Here is a 22282-nt window from a genome sequence, read left to right on the forward strand (position 1 = left end):
CAGCGTTCACCTCCAATTCTACATCCACTTTTAAGATTTCACCGAAGCCAGGACCTGCCCTGCAAAAGACTCCGCATCCCTAATATCCTTTGCATCCGGATGCCCCTGGGCCTGTTTCCCCATCCAATGGAATACTTTCTTGTCCGAAAATTCCCTGGCGTCAAAGCTTCCCTTGCAGGCAAAACTACCCATCACTTTTGCCCTTTTTGTGCGCAACAACCTGATCAACCGGTTGTTGTAGAACTTCATGCCAACACCACTGGTGGAAAAAACAAAAACATTCTGTTCCTGCAGATCCCAGGCTTCCACGGCTCGAAACAACTTTTTGGACATGCTTTCCCGGTATACTCCCGATCCGATCCCGATCAGGTCGTACTCTCCCGGATCCATGCTGGAATCTGAAACTGCTGCAAGAGGCATCGCTTTCCCACCGACCTTTGTCGCCATGGCTTCTGCGATCCTTGCTGTATTGCTTCTATAGTTGGAGCAGTAGACGATCAATATTTTCAGATCCATCAAAACATCATCTCTCCCGGTTTGTACCCCTCCGGCAGTTCTTCTTCCTGCAAAAATTCGAAATTTTCATCCCTCAGGATCGGCAAAAATGCTTCATAGGGGATCCTGGTGAATTCGCAGGCGTAATTGCTGCCGCCAAATGACATTCCGTTTTTGGCCCCCAGGTTCAGTCCCCGTGCAAACTTGGTGTCGTTGGAACAGTCATGGACGACCATGTCCCACTTTTCCTCCACTGCCTTTTTCATGAATTGCAAGGTCCCTTCTCTGCTCCAAATTGGCGAAATATAACCATGTCTGGAAATGTACATGTTCTCCCCTTCATAATTATGGATGTTGTTCCCGTTCAAATGGAGTTCGGCACAATTGATGAAGTCGATCCCCGTATCTAAAATTTCTTGTTTTTTCTCAAAAAAAGTCTGATAGAATTCCGAAGTCATGGGCGTTTCGATCCCCACATTGGGGATGAAGGCCTTCGCCAATTTCATGTTTTCGATCACCTTGTCGGAAACATTGGTGGCTCCCAGATTGAAGCGGATCTCATCCAGACCTGCCTCCCCCAAGGTCTTCAGGTTTTCCTTTGTGGCAAGGGTGCCGTTGGTGTACATGTGCTGATGGATCCCGGCTTTCTTGAACTTGCGTATGATCGGGTAGTATTTTTCGATTTCCATGAAGGGTTCCAGGTATACGTAGGAAATGCCTGTTGGTTTTTCCTGGATCGAGAGGAGAAGATCCATGTCCTTTTCGTAGAATTTTGTGCCCCCGATCTCCCACAATCCTTCCCCCACGGGTGGTTGATCTTCCAATTCCCCATAGTTGTAGCAAAACTTGCAGACGATGTTGCACCGGTTGGTCTTGCGAACAGCACTTAGCCCGGTCCCCGTCAGGCAGGAACGGCAACCCGGCGGGAATTTGCTTCCGTCCCCTACATACAGGGTCCGGTTGTCCAAGTTTTTCAAATCCTGTATTTCCGATATGAGTTTTTCATGTCGATGATTTACCACCGCTTCGATCTGTGCAAAGGTGGCATAAACGATCTCCTGCTGTCGAACCATCAGTTCCTCCTCTTCCGGCAGCATGCTAAAAAATTCAAACCAGGTCAATGCGTCTTTCTTTGATATTTTCACTTGTGTCCTCCCATTATCAACGATGTGATCCTTGGATATCTTACCCCAACTTGTCTCCTTTTTCAACAGGCTGTTCCGGCTGGATCAATACCACTCCTTGTTTGGAATAGGTTCCCAGCACCAGTACCTCCGAGAGAAAATTTGCGATCTGTCTGGGTGGAAAGTTCACAACGCAAAGAACCTGCTTTCCCAGCAAATCATCCAGTCCATAACATTCGGTGATCTGGGCGCTGGATTTCTTGATCCCTATTGCTTCTCCCAGGTCGATCCACAACTTGTAGGCCGGTTTTTTCGCATCCTCAAAAACTTCCGCCTTGACGATTTCTCCGACCCTTATATCCAATGCCAAAAAATCTTCGATTGCTGCCATTCTTCCTTCCTTTCCATCCCTTTTCTTCAAGTTTACTTCGTCTCTACTTTAAGCTTACTCCCTCTACTCCTTTGGTTTAAACGTCCATCCCTCATCTCCGGAATAGATCATCTGCTTGGTCATGCCCCCATCAATGCAGATGTTTTCCCCGGTGATAAATCCGGCTTTCTTAGAACACAGGAAGAGGACCATGTTGGCAATGTCCAAAGGATCCCCCACACGATGCACCGGATGCTGCAAGGCGTCCGGCCCGTTGTATTTGGTAAAATTCGTATCGATCCAACCAGGAGAAACGGAGTTCACCCGAACTTTCCCGGCCAAGGTGACGGCCAGGGCATGGGTCAAGGCAGAGATCCCTCCCTTAGCCGCCGTATAACTTTCCGTGTTCGCCTGGCTCATCCGGTCCCTGGAAGAGGATATATTGACGATGGATGCTCCAGGCGCAAAATGATCCCGAAAAAGTTTTGTCAGGAAAAAGGGTGCAGTGACTCCGACCCGGAGCGCTTCGTTGAATTGTTCATAGGAACAATCCTCCAGCCCCTTCATCCGGGGCAGGGCGTTGTTGATGAGGTGATCCACCTTGCCGTGATCGGCGATCACCTTTTTGGCAAAAGCAAGAAGATCCTCCTCTTTTGACACATCTCCCACAAAATACGGATTTTCTTTTACATCGATGATGCACACAGCAGCTCCATTCTTTTCAAATTCTTCCGCCATGGTCTTTCCAATGCCACTGGCTCCACCAGTGATGACCACTACCTGGTCTGTGAACACGGCATGTCGCCCCCTTCTATCGATCACTCTTCATTTTACTTCACTTCCAACTGACCCATCATTCCCGCTTCCTCATGCTCCAGGATGTGGCAATGATACATGTATACACCCTTGTGCTGAAACTGGACGATGACCCGTACCGTTTCGTTGACCCCTACAAAAACCGTATCTTTCCATCCTTGTTCATTGGGATCCGGCGGAGCTCCGTTGCGGCTGAGTACTTGAAACTGGGTGCCGTGTATGTGGAAGGGATGACCTGTCGTTCCCATCATCATTCTTCCAGTGGTGGTGATCTCCCAGATCTCCACGTCGTCAAGAACCACGTTGTCGTCGATCCGATCCATGTCAAACTGGCGGCCGTTGAGAGTCACCATGTGTCCCATGCCGTCCAATTCAATAGTTTTTATTCCCGTGGCGGAGCTTTCTTCCATTTTTTCGATCACCGCCAAGGTTTCCGGAACGGTGGAAGGGTCTTCCCGGTCCCCTCCGATACGGAAGGTCATGATTTCTTCCTCTCCGGTCTTAAATGCTACCACGTCTCCGTCATCGTAGGAAGAAAAATCAATGACGATCTCTGCCCGCTCTCCCGGCGAAAGAAACAATCCTTCCTTTTCAACGGGTTTCTCCAACAGTCCCCCGTCGGATGCGATCTGTTGGAATCCCTTCCCGTCGGACAATTGGAGGTAATAATTTCTGGCATTTGCACCGTTTAGGATCCGAAACCGTATTTTTATAGGTTTCACGTCCAGATAGGGAGTAATGGCACCGTTGACCATGAGATGCTCTCCAAAGGCACCGTCCATCATATTGTCGTAATACAGGAAGGAACCATTGTCATTGAAACTTCGATCCTGGAGGATCAACGGGATGTCGTTTACTCCGTATTCACTGGGAAGTCCCAGCGACTGGCTGTTTTCATCCTCAATGATCAGCATTCCTGCCAGACCGTAATAAACCTGCGTCGCCGTTGTCCCGATCACATGAGGATGGAACCACAGGGTTGCTGCCGGTTGATCAATGGTGAAAGAAGGTTCCCAGATCCCTCCCGAAGCGATGGGTTGATGGGGACCTCCGTCTTCTGTTCCAGGCACTTCCAGTCCATGCCAATGAACCGACGTGGGTTCCTTCAATTCGTTGGTCACTTTCATATGGACTTCTTCTCCCCGCTGCAATTTGATGACCGGTCCCAGGTAGTTCCCGTTGTAACCCATGGTCAGCGTCTCCACACCATCAAAGAAGTTCATGGTGCCATGCCTGGCAACGAGGTTATAGGATGCGATCCCCGCTTCCGGATTTTCATCTTCCAGCAATTCTGGAATGGGCAGCGCCTGCAGTGCGGAATCTCCTCCGTTACCCGACCCTGGATCTTCCGGAAGATCCGACGGACCTCCTGAAAAGAAGACCCAAAAACCTATCAGAAACAAGACCACTCCCAAAACCAGTCCCACCCATATTCCTTTGTTTTTCATCAAAACACCTTCCTCTTTTGTATTTTCATCGATCGTCGATCTTTAAGAATCTGGCATTGATGGATACGATGACCGTACTGAGGGACATGAGGACAGCACCTAAAGCAGGACTGATCACCACTCCCTGCTCGTAGAGGATCCCTGCAGCCAAAGGCAGGGCGATCACGTTGTAGCCGGTGGCCCAAATCAGGTTTTGGATCATTTTTCCATAGGTGGCCTTGGACAACTTGATGATGTTCACCACGTCCAGAGGATTGCTCTTGACCAGGATGACATCGGCCGTTTCAATGGCCACATCGGTTCCTGCTCCAATGGCGATCCCCAGATCCGCCATGGCCAGGGATGGGGCATCGTTGACGCCGTCTCCCGTCATGGCGATCTTCTTGCCCTCTTTTTGGAGGGCTTCGATCTTCTGGGATTTTTCCTGTGGCAGCACTTCAGCAATGACTGTTTCCATGCCCAACTGTTTCCCAACATAGGAGGCCACTCTCTCATTGTCTCCCGTCAGCATGATGGATTCGATCCCCATGGACTTCAACGTTTGGACCGCCTCCCGGGCCGTATCCCGTACCATGTCGGATAAGGCGATGGATCCGATCAATTCCTCCTCGCGAAGGACGAAGACTACGGTTTTCCCTTCCCGGGCCAACCCTTCGTAATGATCCTCGTCAAAATCGATGCCTTTCTCCCGGACATATCCAGGGCTTGCGATCTCGATCTTTTCCCCGTCCAACATAGCTTGAAGTCCTCTGCCGGTCAGGTTTTGATAGTCTTTCACTTCTTTTGCCTGTAAGCCTCGATCTTCCGCCTGCTTGATGATCCCCTTGGCAATGGGATGCTCCGAGTTGGCCTCTACAGAATAGGCAATGGTCAGAAGTTCTTCCCGGGACACGCCTACTTCCTTCATGTCCGTTACGCCAAATTGTCCTTCCGTCAGGGTCCCCGTCTTGTCAAAAACAACGGCGTCGATCTTTCTTGCATTTTCAAAGGCACCCCGGTCCCGGATCAACAGACCCTTTTTTGCGCCAATGCTGGTGGACACTGCCGTTACCAGTGGCATGGCTAGTCCCAGTGCATGAGGACAGGAAATGATGATGACGGTGACCGCCCTCTCCACGGCAAAGGACAGTTCCCTGCCAGCCAGGATCCAGGCAACGAAGGTGATCGTTCCCACCGACACGGCAATATAAAACAACCATTTGGCGGCAAGATCCGCCAATCGTTGGGTTTTCGATTTCGATTCCTGGGCTTGCTGCACCATCCGGATCACCTGGGACAGGAAGGTGTCTTCTCCCACTTTCTCCACTTCGAACCGCAAGATGCCTTCTCCGTTGATGGATCCGCCGATGATCTCGTCCCCTTTTTCCTTCCGGACCGGCACGGATTCGCCGGTGACCATGGATTCGTTGACTTCGGAACTTCCATCATAGACGATGCCGTCGATGGGGATCTTTTCTCCCGGTTTTACCAGCACCCGGTCTCCCGCCTGGAGTTGCTTAACGGGTACTTCTTCGTTTTCGCCGTCCTCATTGATTCGATGTGCCGTCTCCGGCATCAGTTTGATCAGTTCATCCAGTGCATTGGATGCACCCATGACCGATCTCATTTCGATCCAATGTCCCAGCAGCATAATGACGATCAGTGTGGCCAGCTCCCAGAAAAAATCATTGCCCCCAGAACAAAAACGGTCAGGGTGCTGTATACATAAGCAACAGAGATGGCAAAAGCGATCAATGTCATCATGGCAGGCTCCCTGTCTTTGAGTTCGTCCCGGGCTCCGGTCAAAAATGGTTTTCCTCCGTAGATAAACAGGATGGTGGAAAGTCCCGTCAATAGATAGGAATCGCCAGGAAAGCGCCAATCCACTCCCATGAACATCTGGATCATGGGGGACAGGATCAACACCGGTACGGTGATAATCAAAGAGATGAAGAACCTTCTTTTAAAATCCTCCACCATCATGGCGTGATGGTCGTGATGTCCTTCGTGATCTTCTGCACCATGGTCCTCCTTCTTCTGGTTTTGATGGTGACCAGAATGATCCATCGATCCTTCTTGATGATCGTCGTGTTTTTGTTTTTCCATGACTTCTCCCTTCTTTCACTTGACAAAGCATTTCTTTGTGGTCTTGCATTTTCTTTATTGGAAATTTGATGCTACAATATGTCATATACCCAACCCAAACCGAATCTATCGATATGGAAAGAAAAAGTGCCCTCAACAACACGCTGAAAAGGAGGCCCCATTGTGTTTGAACTGAAACATGTTACGTACAGGAATATTCTGGATATCCCAGAGCTTCGACTTGAAAAGGGAAAGATAACCAGCATCCTTGGAGAAAGCGGAAGCGGAAAAACGACGTTGCTACGTCTCCTCAACAAGATGATCTCCTGTAATTCTGGAGAGATCCGATACGACGACCAGCCCTTACAAAACATCCCTTCCATTGAATTGCGCAGCAATGTGGTCATGCTCCCCCAACAACCGGTAATCTTCTCCGGAACGGTTCGGGACAATCTGTTGATCGGCCTGAAATTCGCCCGCAAAGATCTGGTAGATGATGATACTCTTGGTCAAATATTGCAAATGGTCCACTTGAACAAGGGCTTGGAGGAGGACGGCGACAAGCTGTCCGGTGGAGAAAAACAGCGTCTGGCATTGGGAAGGGTGATCCTCCTGGATCCGGAGGTTTATTTGCTGGACGAGCCGTCATCGGCTTTAGACGAAGAAACGGAGAAGATCATCATCGAAGAATTGGTCGCCCATTCCAGAAAAAATCACAAGACGCTGATCATGGTGACCCATTCCAGGGGGATCGCAGAAAAATATTCGGACGCGATCGTCAGGATCCATGATGGAAAGATCGTTGAAAGAGAGGATGTGGATTAGATGGATACGGTGTTGAAACTACAATTTTCCCAACTGGTTGCAGCATACATTTTTGTCGTTCTTGTCCTGGTGATCGTACGACGGAAAGGGATCCCCAGAGAAAAGGAGATCCTCATCGCCACGATCCGAATGACGCTGCAGCTGGTGTTGACAGGATATGTTCTGGTGTATGTTTTCGGCTCTCCGTCTCCAATGATCACCTTGGTCATTCTATCAGCAATGGAGATCTTTGCTGTACACAACATCATACAAAGAACGAAAATCCTTCTGCCTTTTCGACTCAAGCGGATCATCGCCTTTTCCATGATCACCGGAACAGTTTCCTGTTTGCTCTATTTTCTTTTGATCGTGGTCGGGATCAACCCATGGTACGACCCCCAATACTTCATCCCCCTGGCCGGCATGCTCATCGGCAATTCCATGACCGGAATCTCCTTGGGGGTAGGGAATCTTCTGGAGGGAATGACATCAAAAAAACACCTGGTGGAAGGGGCGCTGATGCTTGGCGCAACGCCGAAAATGGCCACAAAGGAAATCGTAAACAACGCTTTTGATTCTGCCATTCTGCCCACCATCAACTCCATGGTGGGCATGGGGATCATTTTCCTACCAGGCATGATGACCGGACAAATACTCTCGGGCACCTCCCCCGTGACAGCCATTGGATATCAGATCGCAATCATGATGGGGATCCTCGGCAGTGTTTCCATAACCGTGATCCTGTTTTTGCATCTGGGCTACCGATCTTTCTTCAATGAACAAAGCCAGTTCGTGGAACTCGAGGAGGCAACAAAATGATCCAAGGCAGATCCTCCTGAATAATTATCGACTTTTAGGGAATAATAAGTATGTACCAAAAAAGTAGAAAGGAGAGCAAGGCCACTTTCCTATGACCTTGCGCTGACAGATGAAAAAAACTATTTTATTTGGATTGCTCGTATTCATGATCATTTTCTCTTCTGCTTGTTCTCCACAGGAGGAAACGCAGAAAGGACCGGTGACCGTGGCCACCATGATCGACTCGGAAGGCGCCATCTTAGGCAATATGCTCCTTCTTTTGATGGAGGATGACGGCTTTGAAGTGGTGGACAAAATTGGATTTGGAACACCGGATATTTTAAGAAAAGCATTGGAGTCCGGTGAGGTGGACCTGGTGGTGGATTACACTGGTTCCGGACAGTATTATGGGGCTGAAGCCGATGCAAAGACCTGGTCCGATCCAATGCAGGGCTACACAACTACCCGGAATTTCGATAAAGAGACCAACAACATCGAATGGTTGACCCCGGCGGAAGCAAACAATACGGAGATGTTGGCCGTAACCAAAGAATTTGCACAGGAACAGGACCTTCGCACCATGGAAGATTTCGCCGACTATGTCAACGACGGCGGCACGGTGAAATTGATCTGTTCCGCCAGTTTCGCCGACAACCCTCTGGGACTTTTGGGATACCAGGAAGCCTATGGTTTTCAATTGACAGCAGATCAGATGATCGTCTTGTCCCATGGAAACACCGCAGAAATGCTCAAGGCACTCTATGAAGGCAGCGATGGCGTAAACGTGTCCCTGGTATACGGTACCGACGGATCTCTGCAGGAAATGGACATGATCGTCCTTGAAGATCCGCAAAACGTTCCTCCCGTATATTTGCCCACTCCTGTTTTGCGAGGTGAAGTTGCTGAAGAATATCCGGAACTTCGGGACCTGTTCACGGAAACCTTTGCATCATTGGATTTGGAGACATTGCAGTCCTTGAACGCCAGAGTGGCTTTTGGCGGTGAAGACGCCAAAACCGTGGCTCAAGAATACCTGGAAGAGAAAGGTCTGATGGATTAAATGGAGACAAGAGGAAAAGCCAAGGAAGGGATCCATGGATTTGGTCTGTTGCTGATGGCAGTCGGCATCCTGAATCCTTCCTTCCTGATCTTGCGGCCAAACCGCATCGTATCCGGCGTCTCCTTGAATGTTTTTGCCGCAGGAGAAGATCCGTTCTTTTTTCTGACGGCACTTTTTTTCATCATGGGATTTTTCATAGTTGCTTCCGTTTCAAACAAACATCCCTGGCCGGAGTTGATGGGCATGATCCTTGTGTCATGGATCTTTCTTCTTTTCATCGGGAGAACTTCATTCAGCCTACTGGCGGATCAACCAACATCGGCCCGCATATCCCTGGGCATGGGTTTTTGGCTGGTCTTGGGCGGAATCCTGATTTTATTGCGGCAAAAAACCTCACTTCTCCAAGAAAGGTACCATCATTCTCGTCTGGGCATATGGATCCCTTCCCTGGTGTTTGCCATTTTTTTCATAGGCTTATCCTTTTTTTTCATATTGGGGTGGCTGGATTCCATCTCTATCATGGGGGAATTGGCCAATCAAGGCTCTCGAATTTGGACCGAATTCATCCGCCACATGCAGCTGACGCTCCATGCCGTGCTCACTGGAATATTATTGTCTTTTTTGCTGGGATACGGTGCTTATAAAAAAGAATGGATCGAACGTCCTGTCAATCTCGTCGCCAACTTTTTTCAAGTGATCCCCACCTTGTCTCTTTTGGGATTGTTGATGGTCCCCCTGTCCATGCTGGCAGTGGCTTTCCCCATCCTGAAAGCCTTAGGCATCAACGGGATCGGATACTTTCCTGCCTATGTCGTATTGACAACTTACACCCTGCTGCCTTTGACGAATCATATCCTGGCCGGATTTCGAAGCATTTCTCCCTTGATTTTGGAGGGGGCCCGGGGAATGGGCATGACCTCCCCTCAAATACTTTATCGCATCGAATTGCCCCTTGCCCTTCCAGCCATCTATACGGGGATCCGGACGGCTTTGGTCCAGACCGTGGCAAACACCATCTTGGCAGGTTTGGTAGGTGGAGGCGGACTTGGCGCCCTTCTATTCCTTGGACTGGCCCAATCGGCACTGGATCTGGTGGTCGTTGCCTCCTTGTTGGTGGTGCTGGTGTCCGTATCCCTCAATCTGGTCATGGCAGGACTTGAAGAAACCGCAAAAAGCTGGCAGCACAAGGAGGACTACAATGATTGATATCAAAAGCGTCTATAAGAGTTACGGAGAACAGCCGGTGCTGACAGGTTTTGACTTGTCCATTGAAGAAGGTCAGTTGTGCATGTTGTTGGGACCCTCCGGATGCGGCAAATCCACTTTGTTGAAGCTGATCAACCGTTTGATCCTGCCTGATTCCGGTTCCATTTTGGTGGATGGGATACCAATAGAAAATGTGGCGCCGGAGATCCTTCGACGAAACATGGGCTATGCCATACAAGGCGCAGCTTTGTTTCCTCATATGCGAGTGGCTGAAAACATCGCCGTCGTTCCCCAATTGATGAACTGGTCCAAAGAAAAAACGGCATCCCGGATCCAGGAACTCTTGGACTTGGTGGGTCTGCCCTCTTCCTTTGCAAAAAAATATCCCTACCAGCTTTCCGGTGGAGAGGCACAGCGGGTAGGCGTGGCTCGAGCGCTGGCAGCAGATCCGGCCATCCTCCTGCTGGATGAACCTTTCGGTGCTTTGGACCCGGTGAGCCGTCTTCAACTGCAAAAATCTTTTTTGGAGATCCAGCAGAAACTGAAAAAAACCGTAGTCTTTGTGACCCACGATGTGGGAGAAGCCGTTCGCATGGCGGATTTTCTGGTGTTGTTGAAAGATGGCAAAGTCGTTGCCAAGGGACATCCCTTCGACATCATCCGGGAGGCAGAAAACACCATCCGGGACTTTCTCGGCAACAGCTATACCCTGGAACTGTTGGAAAGGATCACCATGGAGGATCTGGTGAGACATGCAACACCCATGGAACTGGATGTCCACTCTTCCGGGTTGATGACATTGAGTTCGGAGAGCACGTGCAAGGAATTACTATCCTTCATGTTGATGAACGGCAAAAATGAGTTGCTGGTGAAGTGGAACGATCAGGTTTTACGCTTCCGGTTCGAAGATATCCTGGCTTCCTTTGGAGGTGGCAACCGATGAAGAAAAAGATGGGACAAAAATTTTGGATCAGGGAATTGCTGCTCCTGGCAGCACTCGTCGTCATGATCAAGGAATATGACGTTTTTGAACTTTGGTTGAAGGATGTTTTAAACGTGGACAAGGCGTCTGTAGAATGGGTCCCACTCCAGGATCTTGTTGTCCAGTACCTTTTCATCGTCCTTGTTTCCATCTTTTTCGCTGCGTTGATCGGATTCTCTTTTGGGTCCTTGATCCACTTGTACCAGTGGAACGGTTTGCGGGAGTTGGCCATCATGCTGGGCGGCTTGGGCGTTACCTTTCCTACCGTAGCCATCATGGCATTGTTGGTGCCTGCCATGGGATACGGTTATGAGCCGGTGATCCTGGCCTTGATCATTTATGGGATCTTTCCCATACTCACTGCCACTTTAGATGGATTTCGAGAAGTGGATCAAGAGATCGTACTGGCTTCGAAAGCCATGGGCATGAACAAATTTCAAGTTTTTTGGAAAGTAGAGATCCCGTTGGCAGCCTCTTTGATCCTGGCCGGACTGCGCACCTCCACCATTATCAGTATTGCTGCTGCCACCATAGGCGCCACCGTCGGTGCAGGAGGATTGGGACTGCCCATTGTAACCGGAATCCGAACCAACAACCCGGTGCTCATTTTAAAAGGAGCTCTACCGGTCATGCTCATTGCAATGCTTGTGGACCGGCTCTTTTATCGACTTGAACATGCCAAAAAGTGGCAATAGTTTTCAACTTCCAGGATCCTCGTACTCGATGATCAAGACACTATTATTGCAACGTATAAAGAGGCCGCATCTGCAGCCTCTCTCTAGTTTCATATCATTATGCTCTATTTTTTCAGCTTCTCGATCTCTTCTTCCACTTCTTCCGCACCTTCTGCGTAAAACTTTTCCTCATCCGGATCCAATTCTTTCAATAACCGCAAAAACTCCCCGGCGTGGACCCTCTCCTCATCGGCAATGTCTTTCAATACTTCAATGGCCAATTCGTTGTCTGTGGACTCTGCCAGCTGCATGTACAATTGGATCGCTTCGTATTCTGCCGCGATCATGAAACGAATGGCGCGGATCAGCTCCTCTTTGGTGATCTTCGTGTCTTTCTTTGCTCCTGCGAATGGATGCCCAAAATCTGGCATGTGATTTCCCTCCTTATTTTAAATAATCAAGTGGCTTCCGGTAGAAAGGTACCCGATCCTTTTTCCCATGATGGCTTTCAACCTTTCGTACGCTGCCAGGCCAGTACAATGACACGTGTAAAACTTTGCACCCGTATCCAACAATTCCTTTGCAAGGGTGTCAATGGAAGCGGGATCTTCTGATCGATTTTTTGATCGATTGTACAAGTGAAATCCTCCAATGACGTAATCCGGCATGGCGTTTTTCCACTTGTAATAGTGATCGATGACATTCAATATGCCCTTGTGGGCGCAACCGGCGATCAATATATCTTTGCCAGCTTCATGAAGGACCAGATTCTGCTCATGGGAAAAATCATCCCGCACCAAGGTTCCGTTACCCTTCATGTACAGGTCCTTGTTCCATGTCGGATTGTGATTCGTTCCCTCAACACCGGAGAAAATTTCTGCTTCATCATCTATTTGGCAAGTTTCATCCAAGAAAATAAACCGGTCTGAACGCAAGAGCCCCTTGTCCAACCCGATGTACTTCCTGTCTCCGTTGGGACGGGTGGAATAATATTCTCCGAATGCATGCCTGTGTATGTGCACTTTTGTTTCCTCGTTTTGTTCCAAAAACGTATGGATTCCGTCGCCGTGGTCATAATGGCCGTGAGAGATGACTGCGATATCTACTTTAGAAAGATCAACGTCCATTTTCTTTGCATTTTCTGAAAACAGGCTGCTGGCACCTGTATCAAACAATACTTTGTGTTTTTGAGTTTCGATATGAAGGCTGAGTCCATGTTCGCTGCGAAATTCTTCCGATATGGCTGTGTTTTCGGCCAGTGTTTTAATGATCATGACTTATGACCACCGATCCCTTATGATCACCTCTTGGCATGGGGTCCACCTCCTTTATTATTGACATATGTTCATTATGATTCCATTATATTACTTTTAGGGCATATGTCAATAAACATTTCGCTTCAAGGACCTTCTCCTTGGGTCTTCTGCACCACACTTATAACGATCCCGGCACAAGCAATGCCCAAAAGAATCCCTCCCACGATATCGGAAGGATAGTGGACCAGATAATAGAGCCGGGACAAAGCGATCCCTACAGCAAGCAGCAGGAAGATCCAGGCCCTTTTCCCGGATCGATACACCAAAATACTGGCTGCTGCAAAAGAAGAAGTGGTATGTCCGCTCGGGAAGGAAAAGCCCCTCGTTTTATCAAGGATCGTTGGAAACAGGTCGTATGCTTCAAAGGGTCTTATTCGACCGAACAAGGGTTTGAGGAGGATCTCTCCAAATATCAGCCCCAGCATCAACGCTGCCAGTACCATAAATCCAGTTTTTCGAAATTCTTTTTTTGCAATGAGAAAAACTGCGAACAAGATCCATATGATCCCATAATCACCGATGCGGGTCAAAAATAAAAAATTGGATCCAATATGGGATGATGGATATGATTCTGGATGAAATGGAGTATCTCCAGATCCAACGCGGGAATCAAATTCATTCATTTTCTCCTATAAATTCATCTTTCAGTATTCCATAGAAAAATTCACTGTACCACATCTTTTTATCTCCTACACGATCAAATCGATTGTTGATGAAATGCCCTTCCCGTCGCATCCCCACGTGCTCCATGACTTTTGCACTTGCCAGATTGTCCGCATTGCATTCTGCATGGATGCGGTGCAGGTCCAAGTCTTCAAATCCGAATTTCATGATGGCTTTTACGGCTTCCGTTGCATAGCCCCGGTTCCAGTGATCTCGATGAAAACACCAGCCCAGCATGCCTGTGGATCTTCTCTCATCGTCCAGATAAAGACCGCAATTGCCGATCATCTGCTCCGTCTCTTTTAAAGTAACGGCAAATTCATAGATTTTCGGCGGTTCTTCTCTCCACCAATTTTCCACCATCTCCAAATACCCTTTTGCAGTTTCTTTCGTATATGGTCCAAAAATCATGTAGGTCATGTTTTCCGGTACGGACCCATAGCTGTAGAATGCATCAAAATCCTCCACCCCCAGTGGGCGCATGTGTAATCTTTCCGTTTCCAACGTGATCATGATTCCATCTCCTCTCCTAATGTCGTACTCGTAGATGAATACTCAAGAAAGCTCCCCTCGAAGCTTGTCATATCTCTCTTTTTCCCTCTTCAAAAGATTTGGCACGTCCAACCCGTAGGGACACTTGGTTTTGCAGCTGCCGCAATCGATGCAGTCATGGATCTTTTCCATTTTTTCACTCCATGCCTCCGTCAAAAACGGTGCTGCCGGTGCCCGGGTCATCAACAGGCTGACTCTGGCACATTGGGGTATGTCGATCTCAGCTGGACAGGGCAGACAATATCCGCAGCTTCTGCAAAAGTCGCCGGACAAACCTTCCCTGGCCTTTTCGATCAAGGAAGTCAAATGTTGATCCCTTGCTGGTGGATCCTTCTCCAGTTCCAAAAACTCTTCCAATTCCCTCATCTTTTGGATCCCATAGATGGGAACGACATTTTTCTGATCCATCATGAAGCCGAAAGCCGCCCTGCTGTCGTTGATCAGTCCTCCCGACAAGGCTTTCATGGCGATAAATCCCGTATCCGTTCTTTCGCATTCGTTGACCAACTCCATTTCCTGTTCTCCCGAAAGAAGGGAAAAGGGAAACTGCATGGTCTCGAACCAACCGGTGCGGACGGCTTCAAAGGCCAGGTCGATCCGGTGATTGGTAATGCCGATATGCCTTATTTTGCCTTTCGCCTTCTGCTCCAACAAGGCATCAACGATCTCCTCCGAGGGCAGTTGGGCCGGGTTGTGCAGTTGGAAAATGTCGATATAATCGGTCTTCATCCGTTTCAAACTTTTATCCATGTTTTCCAGGATCACTTTTTTCTCCACCATGGCTGATTTTGTAGCGATGATGATCTCGTCTCGAACATCCGACAACGCATATCCTATTTTTTCTTCGCTGTCCGTGTATCCGTTGGCCGTATCAAAAAAATTGATGCCGCTTTCATAGGCCTTTTGAAGGATCTGTCGAGATTCCTCAAATGAGATCCTTTGGATAGGCAATGCACCAAAAGCCGTTTTGCTCACCATCAGATTGGTTCTTCCTAATCGTATTTTTTTCATGTTGCACCTCCTCCGTTCAAAAGTTCCTCAAATCCTTTTGTTCTTCTGCATCTTCATCCAACGCTTCAATATAAAAACTGACTGGACGAAATCCATCGTTGCAGGAGATCATGGCAGATCTTTTGTTTTTCATCCACCCGTCATAGAAATTTCCCCCTCCGTGAGCCAGGGTCATGACAAAGGAGGACATGCTCTCCCATGCGCTGTCGCACAATCCTTCCGGCTTCAGCCATCCGTTGGCAATGAAAACTTGACCTTCCTCCATATGGCATGCATGATCGATGGGGTTTTCATACATTTCCGATAGATCTTGATAATGTGTTTTTCTCATCACGGTTATTCTGCACTTTTTCATAGGGTCCCTCCTTCGATTGTTTGGATGCATGCACCTTCCAACATCTTGATCCCTTCCTCAAAATCAGCAGCAAAGAAAATAGAATTCCCATTATTGCATTCGTACATGAAATCCTTCAAGGCCTTGCTTTCGTATCCAGAAAAGTCGCCGACAACAGCCAGCTTGATTTGATAATTGATGAATTTTTGAAGGATCTCACCAGCAATACCGTTACGGAGCACAAAAAAATCTTCGCTCATACTCTCTTTTTCCAGGATCATCTTGTTGCAATTTGTTTCGTATTTCATTGTCATCATTAGGTCTAGTGCAGATTGCCCATCGGTGATCATAACATCGTCGTCTTCGATATATGCAATGGAATCATGGACTCCCACAAAAGTGTATTTCATACCTTTTCTAGCTCCTTTGCAGAGTTTTCATTGGTACGACTGAGCCATCCTTCCAGCAGCACACCATACAATACACCGGCAACGAAACTGACCGGATCTTGAAATCCCGTGGAGCTGTAGAATGCAAAGGAAACCAACAAACCCATTACTCCTCCTCGAAGCAAAGCCTTGCTTCGCACCGTTTTGACCCAGGGTGCACCAATGAGAAGACCGATGATGACACGGTTGTACCACAGGGAAAATACAAAATCAGCAGGTGCGGTAAAATCAGAGCGTATAGATGCTCCCACGACGCAAACGACACCCAATAAAGCTCCACCTATTAAGGAATGTACCATTCTCTTTTTCATTTTTCGGCTCCTTTCGACGATCTACTGCCATATCTCCAACATAAGAGATTTTCGCTTGCTTGTTGGTCTCATTCAGTGAGGAAGTCCCGGATGGCTTCCACCGTGATATTCTGCTGCACTTCACTGGAAATGGTGGCATCCGGATCCCCCTTTTGCTTGCCATAATTTCCGAACTGAGCATGGTTGCCCCCTTCGATCACTACAATGTTTTTGGTATAATCGATTTTTTCTGCCACACTTGTATTGAAAGTGCCATAGATCGTCAACGCATCTTCTTCCGGATATCCTCCATAGATATAGGCACCCAGCAAAATCAGTCCCTGACCTTGTCTTGATTCTTCGATGCGTAGCTGCTGGCCATGGCTCCACCCATGGAGTGACCACCAATATACCAGTGTTCAATATCCGGAAAATCCTCCATGATCTCATGGGCAACATTGGAATCAAAAATCGCCATGTTGAAAGGCATGTCAACCAGGATGCAGGTGATCTCGCTGCTTTGTGCGATTTTATCAAGCAGCGGTAAATAGGCGAAATGTTCCACTTTAGCACCGGGGTAGAAGATCAGTGCCGTGTCTCCAGGATCAGGTGGGGTCACAATGACCAGTTCGTCCTGGACACGGATTCGATCTCCTTCTTCCAATAGAGCTAGAGCCTCCTCCTCTGCCTTGTAATAATTCGATGCATAGATGAGAAAACCGCCGATCAGCATGACCATGACCAACCCTATGACAATGAATGCGTTTTGGATCCGTTTTTTCATCATATGGCTCTTCCTTTCACCGTTTCCGTTTCTGTTATTATATCATCTCTTATTCATACCCATCTTGCATATCTCAATCATGCCTGCCAACGGACTCTAAATCCTTGTCCCACTTGGAAAGTTTCAAATACACCACGCAGATCACAATACCGACAACAGTGGCGATGGGGGTGGCAAGACCTACCTTGAACATGATGAAAAGGCATGTCCATAGATCCGACACGCCCTTTGCATCTAGTCTTTTCTTCTTGGATCCTTAAATATCCGGATCCCAATGATTCTACCCGCTTATTTGCTTACCATTGTCGGAAATCCGCTAGACCTTCCTCTTTGGCCCTTTTTGCCAAAGCAGTGTACAGGCCATATCCATGCTCTTCACAGCATTGGGTATAGGAAGGATCCACTCTTTCGTTTCGCGGCAACGGTACATCCTGGTCGATGAGGATCTCCTGTACTTTCTTTATGTCCACATTCCGTACATTGGTGCCGTCCAGGACGGCGACAGCAGCAGCCACGCCTGCGGCTTGGCCGGTTCCAACGCATTGGGGAATCAAATTGACCCAGTCGATGGCAACATCATCCGCCGACAAATGTCGTCCCGGACAGAGCAGGTTTTCCACAACTTGAGGAAGGATCGCTCTAAATGGTATTTCCACAGGGCCGCAGTCGTTGATCTGACAAATGGTGGAATGCCAGGCAATGACATCGTCATGCTGTTTGGCAAATGCCCAGTCATCGGCACTCATGATGTACTCTCCTTTTAAACGGCGGCTGCATCGGGTCCCCAACTGTGGGGCAATGTCATAAAGAAAAGCATGTCGAAAAGCGACAGGACAGGCTTCTTTCAAATAGGCCATAATTTCCCGCATGGTTGCCCGGGTATTGATCTCCGTGGCCGACATATCCTCGATGTTGGTACAATCCCTGTTGGCATGCCAGTTGTTGATCCAACAAATGTCGTTTTGATTGGATGCTATGGGCATGCAACGGAATCCTGCAATTTCTGCCAAACGGCCGTTGATAGCTTGAGCTTGTTGGGGATGGGACAGGCGCCACTCATAGAAGACATCCCAGTCGATCCCTCCGATGCGCCAAACCAGTGCCGTCGTGCTGGAACGAGTCTCTGCATCGGAAAGACTGGCAAAGGGCGCCCCTGTCTGACTATAAAGATCTCCATCCCCCGTCGCATCGATGACGACTTTTGCAAGCAAAGCTTTTCTTCCTTCCTTGCTCTCAAAAATCACGCCTTTCACTTCATTGTCTTCCATGATGGGCTTGGTGCCCCAGCTGTGATATTGGACCCGAATGGCATCCTTGTGTTCCAAAAGCATTTTGTCCATTTCAATTTTGAGCTGGTTGGGTTCAAAATAGACGGCACGAACCAGCCTTTTGGAATCCCGGGTGATCTCATTTCCATCCTTGTCTTTTGCCCAATATGTTCCCCTGCTGACGCAGTCGTGGATGGCAGCCCACCGGTGCAAAAGGGCCGGATCTTCACTGCCGCACTCTTCCAGCCGCGGCGCCAATACCGCATTTGGTATTCCTTCCAGACGAGTGAACCACTCTTCCTGGATCCCTCGAACGAATTGTTTGTCATACCAGGAAAGATCGGGAACCATGATGACATATCCACCAGTGGCGTCTCCACCCATATAGCCATATCGCTCCATGATTACGATATTTTTTGCTCCGGCACGGGCGGCGGCAATGGCGGCGCTGTGACCGGCCGCACCTCCACCAACGACCAAAATATCGCATTCATCATAAACGGGCAGCGTGTTGGATGTTTCCACATAGGTTTTCATTTTTTCAACACTCCTTTAATGTTTTGTATAAAAAGATCTTCGATCTCTGTATAACTATCAAGCATAGTCCAACAATCTTTTCTTGTAATTTTAATTCCCTTTAAAATTATTATATGTTTCTCTTTAGGAATATGCAATCTTATCTGGAACTCCACCTAAAAAAAAGGAGGCACTGCTTCATTGCAGTACCTCAGCTTATTCTTTTTTTTGATAATTAATCTTTTTATTTGGCTGCGTTGAGTGCCGCTTCTCTCATCGCCGCTTCTCTTTTGTTGTTTTCCGCTGCGTAGAATGCGGACTGTTCATCGGTAAGCTTGTAGGCAAACATGGCTAAAAGGAAGGTGATGGCCAGCAATGCTGCCGGTACCAATCCAAACAACATCATAAAGCTTCTTGAGAAGGCATCGGTGACCACCATCCCGGCTTCATAACCAATTAGAGCAAGGCCATAACCTACTGCAGTTCCACCGGCCATAAATCCAATTTTGATGGGCCAGTTCATAACCGTCAACGCCATGGTTCTGTTGTCTTGGCCTGTTGTGTAGTAACCGTACTCTCCACAGTCCAGGAAGTAGTTGATCGCGAAGCATCGGTAAATGGCTTCTGCACCTTTGATCAAGCTGGCAAATACCACCAAGGCCCACAGATTATTTAAACCGAGGAGCCAGATCCCCACATAACAGAGAAGGGAAAGACCGGAACTGAACATAAGCGTACCTTTTTTCCCAAGCTTTCTTGCAATGGCAGGTGCCACAAGGCTGAACAGGAATGCACTGATTCCTTGAACCGTCAGCAGCAGGGTCATTACTGCAAATCGTCCTGTAACCACATTAAAGTAATAGGCAACAAGAGGCGTATAAATTTGCGTACCTACGGTCATGGAGGTGATCATGAAAAACATGACGATCATCTGGTTGTTGGTTATGATGGACTTGAACATGTCCCGTACAGGGGGAACGTTTTTGATTTCTGCCTTTTCCCTGGGAATATCGTACTTTTTCATGACCGGGAAGAGCATGAAGAAACTGAGGGCCATAAACAGGGCGCCATAAACTACGATGGTGAGGGCATAACCATTGGCTTCGCCGAAGTTGCCCCCGAAGAACTCGATCAAGGGAATGGTGATGGCACCAAAAATGATGGTGATCATTGCCGAGAACTGACCGTTTCGAGCATTCAAAATCTTACGAGTTTCCATGGAAGTACCGGCCATTCGCTGTAAAAGTCCTCCCTGAGAGGTTGCACGGAAGTTCATTCCAAAGTGCAAGGTGCAATAAAAGATGGAAACAAATATCAATCTTCCGATGGAGGAAGGTATGATGCTGTTCGTGTTAAGAAGCTGCAACAAGGACCCGAAAAACAGCGTAAATGTTGTGATCCTAAGCCATAAAGCGTATTTTCCATGTTTTTTGCTGTGTGTTTTTTCAATGATGCTGCCTGCAAAAATGGCAACCCCATAATCCATCAATTTTGTAACAAGCATTGCTGTTGCCATGGCAGCTGCAGAGATGCCCAAATACTCGGTCATAAACATCATTCCGTACATGACCGGGATCAGGTGCACCATGGCCGAAACGGCGTTGGGCAACGCAAAGGACATGATTTCGAAGTTTGAAAGTACAGTCTTTTTTTCCATTTATATTCTCCTTATAGTATAAGATAATAGCGAAACACAACTATGTTCTTACTTATTTTCCCACACCTTGTTCCCGAGCGGGCTGGTATGGATTGAGCCAAGTCCCTGGCAACGCAGTCGTTGCCAGGTATTTTTTGCTCAATTGAAACAATGGGTGATGAAAATTTACATATGTAGTGTTAAACAAGCAAGTTCAAATAAAAACGAAGACTGGCCATGTCATAATTGTTCAGGTGTTCTTTCATGCTGTCCGGTGTCATGGGGTATTTTGCCTTATAGGCATCCCAATCGGTCAAATACTTGGATTCAAACTTGCCGAAATCGGGATCGATCTCATAATTCTCGCTGTTGAGCTTTCTACCATAGCTTTCACCTGCGTTGTCATAAACAGCATAATCCCGAAGGAACTCCGTCAATGCTCGATAATTTTCCAGGTTGATGTCGCTTAACATCAATGGTCCCTTATCAAAACTGAAGATATAGCCTCCTCCTGGCAGCATGATGTCGCAGATCTCTTTCGCCTTGTCGATGACCTGTTGTTTGGTGCCTCTTTTCAACAGATCCAACGGATACAATCCCTTGATGATGAATTTGTCTCCCAATTTTTCTTTGACCAGCTTGGGATCTCCGTATTCAAACATCATGACGGTCCCTGCTGGAAGTTCCTGCAAGATATCCACATATCTCATCCAGTTGTCTTCCAGGAATGGCGAGGTTCGGATCCCTCGTGCGGCATATTGCTGTACGATCTTCAAATAGCTTGGCAACCACACTTCCACAAAATCCTTCTCTCTCATGAAAGTAGGCATGTGCAACGGCATTCCCACGGCACCCTCCGGAGATGGATTGGAAGGTAATCCCAACTGGAACATCAATGGCATCAATGCCTCGCATGCTTCCATGATCTGGGTCCTGTTTCTTCGAATATCCTTGCTGATCCCGGAAAAGCTTCGAAGTTGATCGGACAGGAAGTCGTATGGCGCCGCAGTAAATCCTCCAGATCCTGCTGGTGCGCCCTGGTAATAGCCGTATTTGTCGATCAGTCTCTTCATAATGGGAATGGTGTTTCCCAATTGTCGATTGTTTTCAGCCTGCACTGCGCTGATACTCAAGGACCTTCTGACTGGATCATCCAAACCAAGAGCCTTGTGCTGTCTCGGCAAAACTTTTTCTAAAATGCAGGCATAGGGGTCTGCGATCAAGTCTGGATATTCGCTTTCTTCCATTCCAACAACTTCCGGATGTTGCATGAAACCGTTGCTTCCCATTTGAAAGGACTGGGAATCGATGGCCTGATATCCTCCTGGAATCCTTGAAGCCAGACTTGCAGGCATCATGGGACAGGTGTCGGAATAAATCAGTTGTGCCGCTTCATCTGCTACGGAATCCAGCAAGCTATAGTCGAATTGAACTTCCAACAAGTCCAAGTTTGCATATTCCGCAATGATCCGTGGATTCAGGGCAAAGGAAACGGGCATCCGCTTGGGTATGATGTTGTTGAAAAGATCCGAGAAGAGCTGGTTTCTTTCCTGCTGCAGTTCTTTTACTGACATAGTAACCTCCTTTGATCGAATGATTTTGATAATGACAGATGTCGATTT

Annotated in this window: 27 protein-coding genes; 6 read left to right on the plus strand and 21 right to left on the minus strand. The window is 47.9% G+C overall.

What is annotated here, in order from left to right; genetic code table 11:
• Positions 1 to 30: 30 nt before the first annotated feature.
• The 7 genes from J0B03_RS05055 to J0B03_RS05085 form a co-directional block, all read right to left on the minus strand.
• Entirely contained in the window at positions 31 to 516 is a 486-nt protein-coding gene (locus J0B03_RS05055; protein WP_246798194.1) for a flavodoxin family protein, read from the minus strand.
• Positions 516 to 1640, minus strand: a complete 1125-nt coding sequence (locus J0B03_RS05060; RefSeq protein ID WP_207300770.1) for a radical SAM protein — start codon at positions 1638 to 1640, stop codon at positions 516 to 518. The genes J0B03_RS05055 and J0B03_RS05060 overlap by 1 nt, the downstream gene beginning before the upstream one ends.
• 40 nt (positions 1641 to 1680) lie before the next feature.
• Positions 1681 to 2010 carry a tRNA-binding protein gene (locus tag J0B03_RS05065; protein WP_207300771.1) on the minus strand — a complete coding sequence of 110 codons (330 nt, stop codon included), beginning with the start codon at positions 2008 to 2010 and terminating at the stop codon, positions 1681 to 1683.
• 63 nt (positions 2011 to 2073) lie between these two features.
• A complete protein-coding gene (locus tag J0B03_RS05070) occupies positions 2074 to 2784 on the minus strand; it encodes an SDR family NAD(P)-dependent oxidoreductase (protein WP_207300772.1) in 711 nt (236 codons plus the stop codon).
• A 35-nt stretch (positions 2785 to 2819) separates the two neighbouring features.
• On the minus strand, positions 2820 to 4253 hold the full coding sequence (locus J0B03_RS05075) for a multicopper oxidase family protein (protein WP_246798195.1): 1434 nt from the start codon (positions 4251 to 4253) through the stop codon (positions 2820 to 2822).
• A 25-nt stretch (positions 4254 to 4278) separates the two neighbouring features.
• The gene (locus J0B03_RS05080; RefSeq protein ID WP_207300774.1) at positions 4279 to 5883 is read right to left on the minus strand and encodes a heavy metal translocating P-type ATPase; all 1605 of its coding nucleotides are present in this window, start codon (positions 5881 to 5883) and stop codon (positions 4279 to 4281) included.
• Positions 5884 to 5891: 8 nt separating this feature from the next.
• Positions 5892 to 6338, minus strand: a complete 447-nt coding sequence (locus J0B03_RS05085) for a hypothetical protein (RefSeq protein ID WP_207300775.1) — start codon at positions 6336 to 6338, stop codon at positions 5892 to 5894.
• Positions 6339 to 6500: 162 nt separating this feature from the next.
• Between J0B03_RS05085 and J0B03_RS05090 the strand changes: the two genes are divergently transcribed.
• From J0B03_RS05090 to J0B03_RS05115, 6 genes are all read left to right on the plus strand, one after another.
• Complete coding sequence (locus J0B03_RS05090) at positions 6501 to 7142, plus strand: ABC transporter ATP-binding protein (protein WP_207300776.1); 642 nt, start codon at positions 6501 to 6503, stop codon at positions 7140 to 7142.
• Positions 7143 to 7940, plus strand: a complete 798-nt coding sequence (locus J0B03_RS05095) for an ABC transporter permease (RefSeq protein ID WP_207300777.1) — start codon at positions 7143 to 7145, stop codon at positions 7938 to 7940.
• A 109-nt stretch (positions 7941 to 8049) separates the two neighbouring features.
• Complete coding sequence (locus J0B03_RS05100) at positions 8050 to 8979, plus strand: glycine betaine ABC transporter substrate-binding protein (protein ID WP_207300778.1); 930 nt, start codon at positions 8050 to 8052, stop codon at positions 8977 to 8979.
• Positions 8980 to 10185: an ABC transporter permease gene (locus J0B03_RS05105; RefSeq protein WP_207300779.1), complete on the plus strand. Its 1206-nt coding sequence runs from the start codon at positions 8980 to 8982 to the stop codon at positions 10183 to 10185.
• Positions 10178 to 11128, plus strand: a complete 951-nt coding sequence (locus J0B03_RS05110; RefSeq protein ID WP_207300780.1) for an ABC transporter ATP-binding protein — start codon at positions 10178 to 10180, stop codon at positions 11126 to 11128. Before J0B03_RS05105 ends, J0B03_RS05110 begins: the two co-directional genes overlap by 8 nt.
• Positions 11125 to 11862, plus strand: coding sequence for an ABC transporter permease (locus J0B03_RS05115; RefSeq protein WP_207300781.1), 738 nt, complete (start codon positions 11125 to 11127; stop codon positions 11860 to 11862). Before J0B03_RS05110 ends, J0B03_RS05115 begins: the two co-directional genes overlap by 4 nt.
• Before the next feature lie 104 nt (positions 11863 to 11966).
• Here the strand turns inward: J0B03_RS05115 and encB are convergent, their stop codons facing one another.
• The 14 genes from encB to J0B03_RS05180 form a co-directional block, all read right to left on the minus strand.
• Complete coding sequence (gene encB, locus J0B03_RS05120; RefSeq protein WP_207300782.1) at positions 11967 to 12272, minus strand: encapsulin nanocompartment ferritin-likeEncB family encapsulin nanocompartment ferritin-like cargo protein cargo protein; 306 nt, start codon at positions 12270 to 12272, stop codon at positions 11967 to 11969.
• Between the two features lie 18 nt (positions 12273 to 12290).
• Positions 12291 to 13115, minus strand: a complete 825-nt coding sequence (locus tag J0B03_RS05125) for an MBL fold metallo-hydrolase (protein WP_207300783.1) — start codon at positions 13113 to 13115, stop codon at positions 12291 to 12293.
• A 125-nt stretch (positions 13116 to 13240) separates the two neighbouring features.
• Positions 13241 to 13780, minus strand: a complete 540-nt coding sequence (locus J0B03_RS05130) for a phosphatase PAP2 family protein (RefSeq protein ID WP_207300784.1) — start codon at positions 13778 to 13780, stop codon at positions 13241 to 13243.
• Complete coding sequence (locus J0B03_RS05135) at positions 13773 to 14333, minus strand: GNAT family N-acetyltransferase (RefSeq protein ID WP_207300785.1); 561 nt, start codon at positions 14331 to 14333, stop codon at positions 13773 to 13775. The genes J0B03_RS05130 and J0B03_RS05135 overlap by 8 nt, the downstream gene beginning before the upstream one ends.
• Positions 14334 to 14375: 42 nt before the next feature.
• A complete protein-coding gene (locus J0B03_RS05140) occupies positions 14376 to 15383 on the minus strand; it encodes an aldo/keto reductase (protein WP_207300786.1) in 1008 nt (335 codons plus the stop codon).
• A gap of 16 nt (positions 15384 to 15399) precedes the next feature.
• Positions 15400 to 15738 carry a TIGR04076 family protein gene (locus J0B03_RS05145; RefSeq protein ID WP_207300787.1) on the minus strand — a complete coding sequence of 113 codons (339 nt, stop codon included), beginning with the start codon at positions 15736 to 15738 and terminating at the stop codon, positions 15400 to 15402.
• On the minus strand, positions 15735 to 16127 hold the full coding sequence (locus tag J0B03_RS05150) for a DUF4180 domain-containing protein (RefSeq protein ID WP_207300788.1): 393 nt from the start codon (positions 16125 to 16127) through the stop codon (positions 15735 to 15737). The genes J0B03_RS05145 and J0B03_RS05150 overlap by 4 nt, the downstream gene beginning before the upstream one ends.
• Positions 16124 to 16477 carry a hypothetical protein gene (locus J0B03_RS05155; RefSeq protein ID WP_207300789.1) on the minus strand — a complete coding sequence of 118 codons (354 nt, stop codon included), beginning with the start codon at positions 16475 to 16477 and terminating at the stop codon, positions 16124 to 16126. The genes J0B03_RS05150 and J0B03_RS05155 overlap by 4 nt, the downstream gene beginning before the upstream one ends.
• A gap of 68 nt (positions 16478 to 16545) precedes the next feature.
• Complete coding sequence (locus J0B03_RS12315) at positions 16546 to 16788, minus strand: alpha/beta hydrolase (protein ID WP_256436434.1); 243 nt, start codon at positions 16786 to 16788, stop codon at positions 16546 to 16548.
• A gap of 2 nt (positions 16789 to 16790) precedes the next feature.
• Positions 16791 to 17243 (minus strand): alpha/beta hydrolase, encoded by a 453-nt coding sequence (locus tag J0B03_RS12320; RefSeq protein ID WP_256436435.1) that lies wholly within the window; start codon positions 17241 to 17243, stop codon positions 16791 to 16793.
• A gap of 70 nt (positions 17244 to 17313) precedes the next feature.
• Positions 17314 to 17463: a hypothetical protein gene (locus J0B03_RS05165; protein ID WP_207300790.1), complete on the minus strand. Its 150-nt coding sequence runs from the start codon at positions 17461 to 17463 to the stop codon at positions 17314 to 17316.
• A gap of 73 nt (positions 17464 to 17536) precedes the next feature.
• A complete protein-coding gene (locus J0B03_RS05170; protein ID WP_246798197.1) occupies positions 17537 to 19045 on the minus strand; it encodes an FAD-dependent oxidoreductase in 1509 nt (502 codons plus the stop codon).
• 223 nt (positions 19046 to 19268) lie between these two features.
• Positions 19269 to 20681, minus strand: a complete 1413-nt coding sequence (locus J0B03_RS05175) for an MFS transporter (protein ID WP_207300791.1) — start codon at positions 20679 to 20681, stop codon at positions 19269 to 19271.
• 179 nt (positions 20682 to 20860) lie between these two features.
• Positions 20861 to 22234 (minus strand): uroporphyrinogen decarboxylase/cobalamine-independent methonine synthase family protein, encoded by a 1374-nt coding sequence (locus J0B03_RS05180; protein WP_207300792.1) that lies wholly within the window; start codon positions 22232 to 22234, stop codon positions 20861 to 20863.
• Between the last annotated feature and the right edge of the window lie 48 nt (positions 22235 to 22282).

This window comes from Alkalibacter rhizosphaerae (assembly GCF_017352215.1).
GTDB lineage: Bacteria > Bacillota > Clostridia > Eubacteriales > Alkalibacteraceae > Alkalibacter > Alkalibacter rhizosphaerae.